The sequence below is a fragment of the Kouleothrix sp. 19917 genome (assembly GCF_057073505.1).
The window spans coordinates 7,845,993-7,859,402 of the sequence record NZ_CP097099.1; the positions used below are offsets into that span (position 1 = coordinate 7,845,993).

General features: G+C 65.0%; 11 protein-coding genes. 5 read left to right on the forward strand and 6 right to left on the reverse strand.

What is annotated here, in order from left to right; all coding sequences use genetic code 11:
- Positions 1-91 precede the first annotated feature (91 nt).
- Both lysA and tpx read right to left on the reverse strand, forming a co-directional pair.
- The gene (gene lysA / locus M1P90_RS31485; protein WP_483699724.1) at positions 92-1,414 is read right to left on the reverse strand and encodes a diaminopimelate decarboxylase; all 1,323 of its coding nucleotides are present in this window, start codon (positions 1,412-1,414) and stop codon (positions 92-94) included.
- 66 nt (positions 1,415-1,480) lie between these two features.
- Positions 1,481-1,990, reverse strand: coding sequence for a thiol peroxidase (tpx, locus tag M1P90_RS31490; RefSeq protein WP_483699725.1), 510 nt, complete (start codon positions 1,988-1,990; stop codon positions 1,481-1,483).
- A 191-nt stretch (positions 1,991-2,181) separates the two neighbouring features.
- Between tpx and M1P90_RS31495 the strand changes: the two genes are divergently transcribed.
- Complete coding sequence (locus M1P90_RS31495) at positions 2,182-3,039, forward strand: hypothetical protein (RefSeq protein WP_483699726.1); 858 nt, start codon at positions 2,182-2,184, stop codon at positions 3,037-3,039.
- Positions 3,040-3,128: 89 nt separating this feature from the next.
- Here the strand turns inward: M1P90_RS31495 and M1P90_RS31500 are convergent, their stop codons facing one another.
- From M1P90_RS31500 to glpA, 3 genes are all read right to left on the reverse strand, one after another.
- Positions 3,129-4,388 carry an anaerobic glycerol-3-phosphate dehydrogenase subunit C gene (locus M1P90_RS31500; RefSeq protein ID WP_483699727.1) on the reverse strand — a complete coding sequence of 420 codons (1,260 nt, stop codon included), beginning with the start codon at positions 4,386-4,388 and terminating at the stop codon, positions 3,129-3,131.
- Positions 4,389-4,615: 227 nt separating this feature from the next.
- On the reverse strand, positions 4,616-5,851 hold the full coding sequence (glpB, locus tag M1P90_RS31505; RefSeq protein ID WP_483699728.1) for a glycerol-3-phosphate dehydrogenase subunit GlpB: 1,236 nt from the start codon (positions 5,849-5,851) through the stop codon (positions 4,616-4,618).
- An 87-nt stretch (positions 5,852-5,938) separates the two neighbouring features.
- A complete protein-coding gene (glpA, locus tag M1P90_RS31510) occupies positions 5,939-7,783 on the reverse strand; it encodes an anaerobic glycerol-3-phosphate dehydrogenase subunit GlpA (protein WP_483699729.1) in 1,845 nt (614 codons plus the stop codon).
- Between the two features lie 635 nt (positions 7,784-8,418).
- Between glpA and M1P90_RS31515 the strand changes: the two genes are divergently transcribed.
- The 4 genes from M1P90_RS31515 (at position 8,419) to M1P90_RS31530 (ending at position 12,927) form a co-directional block, all read left to right on the forward strand.
- Positions 8,419-9,732 (forward strand): ATP-binding protein, encoded by a 1,314-nt coding sequence (locus tag M1P90_RS31515; protein WP_483699730.1) that lies wholly within the window; start codon positions 8,419-8,421, stop codon positions 9,730-9,732.
- Between the two features lie 152 nt (positions 9,733-9,884).
- Positions 9,885-10,946: a hypothetical protein gene (locus M1P90_RS31520; protein ID WP_483699731.1), complete on the forward strand. Its 1,062-nt coding sequence runs from the start codon at positions 9,885-9,887 to the stop codon at positions 10,944-10,946.
- Positions 10,931-11,842, forward strand: coding sequence for an AAA family ATPase (locus M1P90_RS31525; RefSeq protein WP_483699732.1), 912 nt, complete (start codon positions 10,931-10,933; stop codon positions 11,840-11,842). The genes M1P90_RS31520 and M1P90_RS31525 overlap by 16 nt, the downstream gene beginning before the upstream one ends.
- Complete coding sequence (locus tag M1P90_RS31530; RefSeq protein ID WP_483699733.1) at positions 11,839-12,927, forward strand: hypothetical protein; 1,089 nt, start codon at positions 11,839-11,841, stop codon at positions 12,925-12,927. Before M1P90_RS31525 ends, M1P90_RS31530 begins: the two co-directional genes overlap by 4 nt.
- Positions 12,928-13,176: 249 nt before the next feature.
- Here the strand turns inward: M1P90_RS31530 and M1P90_RS31535 are convergent, their stop codons facing one another.
- Complete coding sequence (locus M1P90_RS31535) at positions 13,177-13,401, reverse strand: hypothetical protein (RefSeq protein ID WP_483699734.1); 225 nt, start codon at positions 13,399-13,401, stop codon at positions 13,177-13,179.
- Positions 13,402-13,410: the final 9 nt, after the last annotated feature.

Genomic DNA, 13,410 nt, shown 5'->3' on the forward strand with positions numbered 1-13,410 from the left:
GGCGCGGTGGGTCGAACCCGCCGCGCCCCTGTCGTTGGGGGAGAGCCAGGAGTCAGAAGTCAGAAGTCAGGAGTCAGGAGTCAGCTCTGCGCTAGAGGAACGCATCCCGCGCCACCAGATCGTCGTAGGTTTCGCGGCGCTGGAGCACGCGCGCGTGGCCGTTCGCCAGCAGCAGCAGCGCGGGGCGCGGCACAAGGTTGTAGTTGCTGGCCATGCTGAGCGTGTATGCGCCGGCCACGGCCAGGGCCAGCAAATCGCCTGGGCCGGCGGCGGGCAGGTCAACATCGCGCAGCAGAATGTCGCCGGACTCGCAGTAGCGCCCGGCAACATGCACGCGCTCGCTGGATGGCTCATTGGCGCGGTTGGCCAGCAGCGCAGTGTAGCGCGCGCCATACAGCGTGGGCCGAATATTGTCGGCCATGCCGCCGTCGAGGTGCAGAAAGCGCGGCAGGCCCGGCGCGGCCTTGGTGGCGACGACGGTGTAGAGCGCCACGCCCGCGCGCGCAACAATCGAGCGGCCTGGTTCGAGGATCAGGCGTGGCAGCGGCAGGCCACGCGCCGCGCAGCCGCGCACCAGCGCATCGCTGATCGCCGCCACGTAGGCGTCGAGGTCGGGCGCGGTTTGCGCGGCAGTGTAGGGCACGCCCAAGCCGCCGCCCGGGCTGATCTCGCTGATTGCGAGGCCGCGCGCGTGCAATTGCGCCGCGCAATCGAGCAGCACGCCCAGCGCCTGCTCGAACGGCGCGCGCTCGAAGATCTGCGAGCCGATGTGCGTGTGCAGCCCAACCAATCGCAGACCCGGCGCGGCCAGCAGGCGCGTGGCGGCTTCGTCGAGCGCTTCCAGCGGGAAGCCGAACTTCGAGGTGGCGCGGCCAGTTTCGATGTGCGCATGCGTGTCGGCGGCGATGTCGGGCGTGAGCCGCAGCATGACCGCCTGCGGAGTCGAACGCCCGGCGGTGAGACTCGCGAGCAGATCAAGCTCGTCGAGCGAGTCGAGCATTATTTTCCCAATGCCCGCAGCCAGCGCCGCTTGAAGCTCGGCACGCGGCTTGGCGTTGCCATGCAGGTGAATATGCGCGGGCGGCACTCCTGCGCGCAGTGCCACAAATAGCTCGCCGCCCGACACCACATCCAGCCCTAGCCCCTCGCTGTGCGCCAGCTGTGCCACGCCCGTGTTCAGCAGCGCCTTGCCGGCGTAGTGCACCTGATGCTCGCCGGGGTAATGGCGCGCGAGCGCGGCGCGGTAAGCGCGGCACTGTGCGCGGAAGGTCGCTTCGTCAAGCACGTAGAGCGGCGTGCCGAACTCCTGCGCGAGCGCGGGCAGATCGCAGCCGCCGATGGCGAGATGGCCGTCGGGCCGCAGTTCGGCGGTGAGCGGCCACAGCGCGGGCGTGAAATCGGGCTGGTTTGGCATTGTGTTCCCCAAAATGAAAATGCTGGCTTCCCGCAAGAAACCAGCCCATTCAACCGAAACAAAAAATTACAGCAGCGCTTTGAGCGCCGCCAGCGCGGCGTCGTAATCGGGTTCGCTCCCGGCGACCGGCACATACTCGACATGGCGCAGCGTGCCGTCGGCCGCGACCACAAACACCGCGCGACAGTCGATGCGCAGCTCTTTGACATGCGTGCCATAGGCGTCGCCAAAGCTCATGTCCATGTGATCCGAGCCCATCACGACCTTGTCGATCCCTTCGGCCCCGCACCAGCGCCCCAGTGCGAAGGGCAGATCGGCGCTCACCGTCACGATGCTCACGCTCTCGCCCAGGCGCGCAGCCTCTTCATTGAAGCGGCGGGTCTGGCGCGAGCAGACGCGCGTGTCGATTGAGGGGACGACGCTGATCACCAGCGGCTTGCCAGCAAAACGTTCGCTGCTGATTGGCTCGTTGCGCGGGCTGGCGAGCGTGAAGCTTGGGGCTTTGTCGCCTACATGCAGCTGCGGCCCGATCAGCGTTTTCGGGCCAGCAAAATCAAATGCGCGTTCCTCGGCCATGCTAATTCCTCTCACTGAAGTGCGTATTGCAAATAGTACGGATGCGAATGCTGTGCGGTTTTCGCTTCACCGCTGAAACGCGGGCATTCTAGGTTCGTGGCCGCGCTTTGTCAATTCGCGTGAACTGGCACGCCGATTGCTATAGCAACGGTAGACCGAATGATATCTGGTTCACAGCAAAGGAGTGTGAGATGAATACAGTGATTGGCGTTTTTGATGACCCGATGGCGGCGCGGCGCGCAATGGAACGCCTGCGCGACGGCCCGCTGATGCTCGACGATATCTCGATCATTTCGCGCAACGCCGAGGCGACAGGCGCAAGCAGTGAAGATGTGTCGGCGGGCGAGGGCGCGGCGGTTGGCGCAGTCTGGGGCGGCCTGGTCGGCCTCGGCGCGCTGCTCATTCCTGGGATTGGGCCATTTGTGGCCGGCGGCGCGCTGTTTGCCGCGCTCACCGGCGCCGTAACGGGCGCGGTGGTTGGTGGCGTTTCGGCGGCGCTGATCGACTTCAGTGGCATCCCGCAGGAAGATGCGCGCGGCTACGAAGAAGAAGTGAAGGGCGGCAAAACGCTCGTGGCTGTGCGCGCGCAGGACGAAGATACGGCAGAGGTGCATCGCCTGCTGTCGGAAGATGGCGCGAGCAGCGTGCGCGACGACATCCACGAGGCTGGCGCTGCCGCGACGGTTGGCGCGCCGCCCCGCATTGCCATGTACGATTCGGCGGGCAAGCGCGTGGAGCAGGCCGCCACTATGGGCGCTGCGGCCAGCACGCCGCGCCGCTATGGCTACTACAACACGCCCGATGGCCAGTGGACCAGCGGTGAAGTGGTTGGCGAAGGCCAGGGCAGCGGCCCGCGCACCGACACCGGCACGTATGACGCCGATCAGTGGGTGGGCGAGGGCCAGGGGCCGGGCAAGACGCCGGGCGACACCTGGACTAGCGGCGAAGTGGTTGGCGAAGGCCAGGGCGACGGCCCGCGCACCGATACGGGCGAGTATGATTCGAAGCAGTGGGTTGGCGAGGGCCAGGGCGACAAGCCAGCCAGCTAGGCTACGCCGAACCTCTAGCCATAACCTAGTATTGACAAGGTGAAGGGGTGAAAGGGTGAGTAATATCACCCTTTCACCCCTTCACCTTGTCACCCGTATGCCTCGCGCAAAATCTCAATCGGGTGGCGCAGCTCCTTGCCGGTGCCGTGCGCGATCTGCCAGCGGCAAATCTCCGAGTCGCACACCGCGGTGTCGCTGCCGCTCGCGCGCACAAACTCGAACAGGCCCGCGCCCACATCCATCGCAATGTCGTACTTCTCGGCCTTGTAGCCATAGCTGCCGGCCAAACCGCAGCAGGCTGCCGTGCTCTCGTTCAGCTCCAGCCCTGGTACCAGCTCAAGAATATCGAGCGCGGGGCGGCCCAGGTTGTGCGCGCGCAGCTGGCATGGCGCGTGGTAGGGCAGCGTGCGGTCGAGCGGCTTGAAATCGGTGTTCAGCTCGCCGCGCTCGTAGAGCAGGCGCAAGAACTCGAAAATGTCGTAGGTGTTTTCGGACACCAGGCGCACCGCAGTTTCGTGCATGCCCAGCAGCTCAGGCGCTTCTTCCTTGATGGTGAGCGTGCAGCTCGTGCTGGTGCCGACGATTGGGATGCCCTTCTGCGCATAGGGCAGCAGCTGCTCGACGTTATATTCGTGGTGGCTGCGCGCCGGCTTGAACGCGCCGTTCGAAAGCAGCGGCAGCCCGCAGCAGCCCTGCTTCGCCAGAATCACCTCGAAGCCGTTGCGCTCAAGCACCTCGACGGCGGCCTGACCCACGCGCGGCTCGTAGTAGTTGGTCGAGCAGCCGTGGAAGTAGACCACCTGCTTGCGCTGGCCGGGCGGCGCCTGTTCGATCACGCCGGCGCGCACTTTTTGCAGCTCGGCGCGGCGCTTAAACCAGCGGCGGAAGCTGTAGGTGCTGAAGGTTGGCAGCGGTGCCTTGCGCGCAATTTTCACCGTACGCTCGGCCAGCAGCCGCAGAATTGGGTTGCGCGCGCCGAAGTTCGCCAGCGGGGCCAGCGGGCCGCACGCCAGCTTGCCGAACACGTACTGGTAGCCCAGCAGCCATGTGCGCAGCGGCACGCCTTTTTCTTCAACAATCGCAGCCTTGGCGCGCGTGTTCAGCTCCATGATCTTCACGCCGGTGGGGCACACTTCGTTGCAGACGCGGCAGCCCGAGCAGTAATCGACCGAATCGTCGGGCGAGGGCTGGCCGGGCTTGCGGAAGCGCTGCGCCTGCGGGCCGACATACTTCGGGCCGGGGAACAGGTCGGTCACCGCGCTGACCGGGCAGGCCGCCGTGCAGATATTGCACTTGATACAGTGATCAAGCGAGTTTTCGAGCGACAGCTCGATATGGTCTTGTATCATAGTTTTAAGTGTTGAATGTTGAATTTTGAGTTTCCAAGAACTCAAAACTCAACCGATATATGGATATTCACAATCAACGTTCAAAAAACTGCATGTTGCCTGCGGCAGCAAGGTAATTTTATTTTTGTGCATGGTTTTTCCGTGCGTGGCGCGGGAAAACCATACACAAAGAAAAACGTAAGTACGGCTCTGCCGAAGGCTCAAAAGGTGGCGTGCGTAAGCCTTGGTTAAGAATTCAAAGTTTGCGCAGCACGCCAGCCCGTCGCCAATGCCATGCCGCTGTAGCAGCGCTCGCGGATGGGGTCGCTGCCGGCCAGCGCCGCGCCTGCCACGGCCAGGTTCGAATACACGGGCGCGCCATCATCGCCCAGCGGGCGCATCTGCGCGTCGGTGGCGATGCCTGCGCCATAGATCGGGTGGCCGTCTTCGTTGAGGAAGCGCGGCGCAAACCACTCGCCACGCCCGGCCGGGGCGCGCAGTGGCAGGCCCAGCGCAGTTTCCCACACCGCCCCGGTATGGTCGGTGCGCACGCCGCCGCCCGCAATCCCGCCCGTGGCAAGCAGCCAGCGGCTCCCCCGGTGCGCCTGCTCGCGCGCGGCGGCAGCCGAGTAGACTGCGTTCAGCGTGCCGTCGGCACCCTCGCCGCGCAGCACCTCCGCGCCAATCTGCACGCGCGCGCCCGCCCGCACCAGTGCCTCGCGGAAGATCGTAAACAGGCGCAGGCCGGGCATCGAGGGCGGCAGCGTCGGGATTTCGAAGATTTGTGCGCCGCTAAGCTGCTGCAGGTGTGCCACCACGCCGAGTGGGTCTTTCAGACCCAGCACCGCCGGCAGACCAATGCGGGTGGCGTCGCCACGGGCCTGGCGCAGCTGCCGCCCAACATCTTCGCGGAAAGCCGGGTCGTCGAACAACTGCGCGAAGGTGCGGGTGTTGAAATCGAGCTTGCGCGTGATCGGCGGCAGGCGCAGGTAGATGCCGCGCGCGCTCACGCCCTGCGCCACAAGGTTGCTGGCCGCCAGCGGCGGGAAGAAATCGCGCAGCTCGTGGAAGCCAGCCAGCAGCACCGGGCCGGGCAGGCGCATGTCGCCGGCGGCCATGGTGGCGGGGAAAAAGGCGGCCGGGCGCAGCGCGCCCAGCGCGGTGGGCAGCAGCACATTGCGCTCGAAGCTGCCGACATACGGGTAGCGCGCGGCTTCGGCCAGTGCGCGGAAGCGGTCGATCGCCGCTTCCAGGCCTTCCACGCCAGCGCGGGCGTAGGGGTGCTGCGGCTTGCTGGCCGCCAGCCCGGCAATCGCGTCGCGCAGGCTGCCATCTGCCGCGCCCCATACGTCAATGGTGCCAGAAGTCCAGTGTGTGGCGCCCTGGCCCTTGGCCAGCAGCAGCGGGCGCAAACCGGCATCGGCCAGCGCGAGCGCGCCCATCAGGCCGGCCAGCCCCGCGCCAATAACAACAGTGTCTCGCATATAGTTCCTGCAAGGGTGAAGGGGTGAAGGGGCGCGAGTGAAGTGCCATCGTAGCCTTTCACTCGCTCACCTTTTCACCCGTTCACGCTAGGCGGCGTGATACTCCGTCGCGATGGCCGGGTGCGCCGTGACCATGTCGGGCGCGTTTTGCTCGGCGGGCGCGGGCGTGGGCAGCAGGTCGATGCCCAGCGTATCGAGATAGATGATCTCGTCGAGCCGCGCCTGCCGCAGCTGGTCGCCCCAGGCAATTGCCGTCAGGCCCTTCCAGCGCTCTTGCAGGAAGTGGCGCAGCAGCGCAACGCTGTGGCTGCCCGATTCGGGCGGCGGGTCGCCAATTGGCGGCGTATTTGGCGGCGGGTCGTTCGCGGGCGGCGCGCTCGGTGGCGGGTCGTTCGCGGGCGGCGGCGTTTCGGGCTGGCCGGGCGGCGGCGGCTCGCGCACTGGCTCTTTGGGCGGCACAAGCGCGCCGGCCGGGCGGGTTTCGTTCCACAGCGCCACGGCGCGGTAGGTGCAGAAACCGCCCTGGCACGGCCCCATGCCCAGGCGCGTGTCGCGGCGAATGTCGTCGATGTTCGAGGCCCGCCCGGTTGTGATCGCCTGCAGCACGCGGTCGCGCGTGACCAGCTCGCACTCGCAGATCAGGTCGCCATAGCTGTCGGCGGATTCCACATGCGCCAGCGGTTCGCCCATCCAGAAGTAGTGCGGCGGCGGGCCTTCGCCACCGGCAGCGGGCGGCACCGCCTGGCCGGAAAGCACCGGCTGGCCGCGCCCCCAGTCGCCCAGGTTCGGCAGCGGCTCCAGGTGCGTGCGGCACTCGGCGCTGACGCCCAGCTTTTTCGCCACCGCGTCCACCGCTTCCTGCGCCATCATGCGGTAGGTCGTCCACTTCCCGCCCACAATGCTCAGCATGCCTTCCACGCCATCGCGGGCCGCATGGTCGAGCAGCTTATACGTGCGCGAAATGTCGCGGTCGTCGGTCACGTCCTGGTCTTTGTAGAGCGGTCGCACTCCCGCCCAGGCCCGCAGCACCCGCGCGCGGCTGATGCCGGGAACGAGCTGCTCGCCCTCGTTCAGCATGCGCTCGACTTCCCAGGCCTCGATGCCAAACACATCCGGGTCGGGCACGTGTACGTCGGTGGTGCCGATCACGGCCACTGTGCGGATGGGCACGATGATGTCGCCGTCGGCGGGCGGCTTGCAGCGGTTCACCACCGTGTTCAGCACGCGATGGTTCATGGCGACCATGGTGCCTTTGCCCGGCACCACCGTCACTTTCAGCCCGGCCAGTTCGGCAATTTTGCCGGCCCACGCGCCGGCCGCGTTGATAATATAGCTGGTGTGAATATGCACGTCTTCGCCGGTGCGCATGTTCTCGCATACCGCGCCAGTCACGCGGTCGCCTTCGCGCACCAGCGCCTTGACCACATGGTAGGTGCGCACCTGCGCGCCGTGGCGCATGGCATCTTCGGCATTGACATGCGCGGCCAGAAACGAGTCGGCCGAGCCGTCGCGCACTTCGAAGGCGCGGCTGATGCGCGGGTTGAGCAGCGGCTCGCGGCGCAGCGCCTCGCGCACCGGGATCTCGTTCACCGGCACGCCGGTGGCGTGGCAGCCCGCCACAAAACGCTCGGCGTAGCTTTCGTCGTCGGCGGGCGTCACCACAAACAGGCCGCCCGTGTCTTCCAGGCAGTGCGGCATGATCCGGCGCAGCACTTCGTTTTCGTGCGCGCACTCGGTGGCCGATTGCGGGTCTTTCACCACATAGCGCCCGCCGCTGTGCAGCAGGCCGTGGTAGCGCCCGCTGGTGCCGTGCGTCAGGTCGCCCTTTTCCACCAGCACCGCGCGCACGCCGCGCAGCGCCAGGTCGCGCAGCACGCCCACGCCAGTGGCGCCGCCGCCAATCACCAAAACATCAGTGTCTATGGTTTGCATAGCTTGGGGTCATGCCTCCATTTCCTTTCAGCAACAAGGCGGATTCTTGGCATGAGTTCGGGTCGGCCCGGCTATTATAGCACTTGTTCTTGGCACCTATCGCCCGCCGCGCCCGTGCAGCCAGCGCCGCGCATGTGTTCATGAAAAAAGAAGCGCGTCCTGATGCGCAGCGCCGTGCCCTATGCCCCGCCCGGCCCGCGCTTCTGCCCGTTTTGGGGAACAAACCTGCGCCGACGGTTACCGAGCGGCAACCGAGGGGCGGACGGAGGACGACAGACGACTGAAACAACCGCAAAGAGCGCAAAGAGCGCAAAGGTTTGCGAGTTGCAAGTTTAGCCGTTATCGGTTCTATGGTCCTGCGGTTCTATGGTTCTGCGGTTCTGTGGTTCTGTGGTTCTGCGGTTCTGTGGTCCTGCGGTCCTGCGGTTCTGTGGTTCTGTGGTTCTGTGGTTCTGTGGTTCTCGGTTCTCGGTTCTCCGCTGCAAATTTTACAATGCTGCAATCTCGGCGCGAAGCCATTGCCCTAGCCGTGGACACTATGCTATACTGCCCGCGCATTATCCAATTTTATGTGCATCAGAAACGGGCGCAGCCGCGACCGTGCCGCCCGCTAAGGGTTCCTACTGGAGGCAAGCATGCAACAGCCCCTGACATCCGTGCCCGTGAGCGCCCCGCCATCGCAGCAGCAGCAACAGCAGCAGCTGCCGCCGCGCCCACGCAGCATCGACGATACTGGCCTCTCGATGACCTTTGTCTCCGACCTGGTTGTGCGCGCGCTCTACCTGATTGGCGAAATGACCGGCCAGCAGATCGTCGACCTGCTGCACCTGCCCTACGACAATGTGATCGACCAGGCGATCAACTACCTGCGCCGCGAGCAGATGTGCGAGATCAAGGGCACCGGCGGCATTGGCGAAAAAGCCTACCGCTACCAGGCTACGGTGCGCGGCGTCGAGCGCGCCAAAGAGATCGGCGAGCGCACACAATACCTCGGCCCCGCGCCCGTCACGCTCGAAGCCTACATCGCCATGATGCAGCAGCACAGCACACAGGGCCTGATCATCACCGAAGACTCGATCCGCCAGGCGTTTTCGCACCTTGTCATTGGCGAGGCGCTCTTGCAGCAGCTTGGCCCGGCGATCAACTCCGGCAAGTCGATTTTCCTGTTTGGCCACGCTGGCAATGGCAAAACCAGCATTGCCGAGGCCGTCGCCAAGCTCATGTCCGACACAATTATGATCCCGCACGCCGTGATCATCGACGGCCAGATCATTCGCGTGTTCGACCCGATCCACCACGACCGCGTGCCGGTGCCGGCCAGCCTTGAGCATACCTACGACAAGCGCTGGGTGCTTTCCAAACGCCCAATCGTGATCGCTGGCGGCGAGCTCAACCTCGACTCGCTCGACCTGGTGTACGACGAGTACAGCAAATACTACGAGGCCCCGCTGCAGATGAAGGCCAATGGCGGCCTGTTCCTGATCGACGACTTTGGCCGCCAGCAGGTGCGCCCGCGCGAGCTGCTGAACCGCTGGATCGTGCCGCTGGAAAAGCGCCAGGACTTCCTGACCCTGCATACCGGCAAGAAGATCGAGGTGCCCTTCGACCAGCTGATCATCTTCTCGACCAACATCGAGCCCAAGCAGCTCGTCGACGAAGCCTTCCTGCGGCGCATCCGCTACAAGATCGAGGTTGGCAACCCTTCGCCGCCCGAGTTTCGCGAGATCCTGCGCCGCATCTGCAACGCCAAAAGTGTGCCATACAGCGACGAAGGGCTGCGCTACCTGCTCGAGCAGGAGTATGGCAAGCGCAGCATGGAGCTGCGCGCCTGCCACCCGCGCGACCTGATCGACCAGCTGATCGACATTGCGCGCTTCACCCGCACCCAGCCAACCATGTCGCGCGAGCTGCTGGCGGCGGCGTGCAAATCGTACTTCGTGGAAGTCTAGTGCTGAAATTGTGCAAGGGCCATTGCAGCACGACGCTCAGGCGCGATAACAAGAAAGCTGTGGAGCGCATCCTGAGTGGGGCGGCGCGCTGCGCGAATTGCCTGCGCGCCAGCGTTTGTTCAGTAGGAGCCGCGCAATAGCATTGTACTCTTATGTCTGAAGACGACCAGAAAAATTTTTCTGAGCGATTGCGCGAGCAACGTCGTCTATTGAGCGTGAACCTCATCAATCTCATGAGGGTAGGCTATGCTTCTTCCGGGCCACTTCTGCTTCAGATCGAAGATATCCGCGCTGACATAGCCTACCTCAAGCAAACCCTGCGCGACTGGAACGTGCAAGTCGATGACCACCCCGACGATGAGCGTTCCGCTATTCCCACTGCCCCAATGCCCGGTATGCCTGGTAATTCTGCCGATATGCAGCTGCTGCTCGCAATCGAAGCGCAGCGCCAGGCGTCTGGCGATGGCAAGCTGTACGGAGCGTTAAGCAAACTGAACTACACCTTGCAACGGTGGCGCTTCAAGAGCACGGTAAACAAACAGAACGTTGCTGCTATTCTGATCGATGGGCAGGACAAATATGGCCAGCAGTGGCTGCTCAATCTCTTCCTGAAGGAATATGAAAGCTCTATCAATGTAACGTCCATCGATCTGCGACGCCTTGGGCTTGGCAAAAGCATTGCCGACCTGTGCCAGGAAATCGGGCGAAAAGCCGAAGTTGCCGCCAGCACGCCCGAACAGCTCGCCCCGGTGCTGTGCCGCTGGTGGGAAACCCAGCACACAATCTTGATATTTCACTCGGTTGAGCGGGCAGGCGAGCAATACTTGCGCGAGCTGCTTACCAATTTCTGGGCGCCGATTGCCGCGCATGCATGCGCGCCGGGCCGCCACACAGGCAAGCATAAGCTGCTTTTGTTCCTTGTCGATAAAAAAGGCGTAACGAGTCGCTGGAACCTGCCCAGCGCGCAAAGCCCGGCCGACGCTGCTGCTTTACTCAGGCGTTTGCCACCGATTACTCGTTTTTCGGCAGATGATTTGAACAGCTGGATCGGTACATCGATCCTGGAACTGCCCGACGATTTTTCCGATCTTGCCGATGTATCTACTATTCTGGAAAACACAGATGACGGCGTTCCTGAAAGCGTGCTGGAAGAAATTTGCGCGCTGTGCGACTACAGCTGGAACGAGGGAGCGAGCCGATGGCTGAAGCACTGAAGGCGCTGGCATATCGCGAGCAGGCCGCGAATGCGCCCGCCAGCGCCGCGCCGCCCTACCTGCCCAGCCCCGCGCTGGTCGATGCCGTGAACCTGGCGATCTTCCTCCAGCGCCCGCTGCTGATCAAGGGCGAGCCGGGCAGCGGCAAAACTCGGCTGGCGCGCGCCGTGGCCGGGCAGCTTGGCCTGCCCTACGAAGAATGGCACATCAAATCCACCAGCCGCGCCCGCGATGGCCTGTACACCTACGATGTGGTTGGCCGCCTGCGCGATGCCCACCTCGCTGCCAACAATCAGCTCGACCCAGCGGCGCTTGAGCGCAGCAAAGACGCTTCGTCCTATGTGCAGATGGGCCCGCTTGGCCGCGCCTACGAAAACGAACAGCGCACCGTGCTGCTGATCGACGAGATCGACAAGGCCGATATCGACTTCCCCAACGACCTGCTGCTCGAGCTCGACGAGCAGCGTTTCACCATCGAAGAAACCGGCGCGCGCGTGCAGGCACGCCAGCCACCGATTGTGTTCATCACCAGCAACGACGAAAAAGACCTGCCCGACGCCTTTCTGCGGCGCTGCCTGTTCCACTACATCGCCTTCCCCGCCACCGCCCGCCTGGAACAGATCGTCGCCGCGCACTTCCCTTCCGCGCCGTCGGGCGTGGTCACTGCGGCGGTGCAGCGTTTCGAGCAGCTGCGCGGGCGCATGCTGCAGGACAAAGGCGAGTCTGGCAAGCGCGTCAGCACCAGCGAGCTGATCGACTGGTTTCGCGTGCTGCAGCGCTACCCCGAAGATCAGGCGCTGGCGCGACTGGGCGGCGACCTGCCCTTTGCCGAGGTGCTGCTGAAAAGCTGGGACGACCACCGCCGCTACCTGGCCCAAACACCCGAGCAGCCATGAGCAGCGCGCCGCTGCCGCTGCTGGCGCTCTTCGACGAGCTGCGCCGCGCTGGCCTGCCGCTCGGCACCGGCGAGTACCTGCTGCTGGTGCGCGCCCTGCGTGGCGGCTATGGCCTGGCCGACCGCGCGGCGCTGCGGCGCTTGTGCCACACCCTTTGGACGCACAGCCTGGAAGAGCAGCAGCTGCTTGATTATCATTTTGACCAGCTGCTCAGCCAGCCGCCCCCCGCCACTTCAGCCGATACTTCTGGCGAAGCCCCGCCGCCTGCGCCCGAGCTTTCTGCGCCAAAACCGTTAGTGCTTGGCGACGAGGATGACGCCCCCGCTCCTGCTGGCGCTGCTGCACCTTCGCCCGCGCCCGTTGCCGCCGACCAGGCTGCGCGCGTGCTGGCGCACCTGGGTGGCGTCGGCGCGGGCATGGCCGTGTTCGCCAGCGCGGGCGAGCATTTCCCGCTCACGCGCCGCCAGATGAAACAAGCCTGGCGGCACCTGCGCCGCACCGGGCGCGCTGGCCCGCCCGCCGAGCTCGACCTCGACGCGACAATTGCGCAGATCGCCCGCCACGGCATGCTGCTCGCGCCGGTTCTGCGCCCGCGCCGCGTCAATCGCGCCGAGCTGCTGCTGCTGGTTGATCGCAATGGCTCGATGGTGCCGTTCCACGCGCTCAGCCAGTACCTGATCGACACGGCCACGCGCGGCGGGCGGCTCGGACAGGCTGGCGTGGGCTATTTCCACAACTGCCCGGCCAGCCATCTCTACCACGACCCCGGCCAGCAGCGCGCCGAGCCGCTGAACCTTTGGCTGGAACGCCTGAGCGCCGAGCGCACCAGCGTGCTGATCATCAGCGATGCGGGCGCGGCGCGTGGCGGCCTGAGCGCCGAGCGCGCGTTTCGCACCGCCGCGTTTCTCAGCACGCTCAAGCGGCGCTTCGCCCAGCTAGCCTGGCTCAATCCCATGCCGCGCGATCGCTGGCCGGGCACCACCGCCGAAGTGATCGCCCAGATCGTGCCGATGTTCGCAATCACGCGCGCCGGCCTGGATGGCGCGATCGATGTGCTGCGTGGCCGCGCCAGCCGGGGGATGTAGGGTGAGCAGGTGAGCGGGTGAGCAGGTGAGCGGGTGAGCAGGTGAGCGGGTGAGCAGGTGAGCGGGTGAGCGGGTGAGCGGGTGAGCAGGTGAGCAGGTGAGCAGGTGAGCAGGTGAGCGGGTGAGCAGGTGAGCAGGTGAGCAGGTGAGCAGGTGAGCAGGTGAGCAGGTGAGCAGGTGAGCGGGTGAGCAGGTGAGCAGGTGAGCGGGTGACTGTTAGGGCGTATCGCATACGCCCCATACGCCCCATCAACCGATCACCTGCCGGGAACGGCTGATCACCTGCCGGGAACGGCTGATCACCTGCCGGGAACGGCTGATCACCTGCCGGAAATGGCTGATCACCTGCCGGGAACGGCTGATCACCTGCCGGGAACGGCTGATCACCTGCCGGAAATGGCTGATCACCTGCCGGAAATGGCTGATCACCTGCCGGAAATGGCTGATCACCTGCCGGGAACGAGTGATCATCATCCGACAATC

Coding starts and splice junctions, on each gene's coding strand:
- lysA (WP_483699724.1), bottom strand. CDS start 1,414: ATGCCAAACCAGCCCGATTTCACGCCCGCGCTGTGGCCGCTCACCGCC.
- tpx (WP_483699725.1), bottom strand. CDS start 1,990: ATGGCCGAGGAACGCGCATTTGATTTTGCTGGCCCGAAAACGCTGATC.
- M1P90_RS31495 (WP_483699726.1), top strand. CDS start 2,182: ATGAATACAGTGATTGGCGTTTTTGATGACCCGATGGCGGCGCGGCGC.
- M1P90_RS31500 (WP_483699727.1), bottom strand. CDS start 4,388: ATGATACAAGACCATATCGAGCTGTCGCTCGAAAACTCGCTTGATCAC.
- glpB (WP_483699728.1), bottom strand. CDS start 5,851: ATGCGAGACACTGTTGTTATTGGCGCGGGGCTGGCCGGCCTGATGGGC.
- glpA (WP_483699729.1), bottom strand. CDS start 7,783: ATGCAAACCATAGACACTGATGTTTTGGTGATTGGCGGCGGCGCCACT.
- M1P90_RS31515 (WP_483699730.1), top strand. CDS start 8,419: ATGCAACAGCCCCTGACATCCGTGCCCGTGAGCGCCCCGCCATCGCAG.
- M1P90_RS31520 (WP_483699731.1), top strand. CDS start 9,885: ATGTCTGAAGACGACCAGAAAAATTTTTCTGAGCGATTGCGCGAGCAA.
- M1P90_RS31525 (WP_483699732.1), top strand. CDS start 10,931: ATGGCTGAAGCACTGAAGGCGCTGGCATATCGCGAGCAGGCCGCGAAT.
- M1P90_RS31530 (WP_483699733.1), top strand. CDS start 11,839: ATGAGCAGCGCGCCGCTGCCGCTGCTGGCGCTCTTCGACGAGCTGCGC.
- M1P90_RS31535 (WP_483699734.1), bottom strand. CDS start 13,401: ATGATGATCACTCGTTCCCGGCAGGTGATCAGCCATTTCCGGCAGGTG.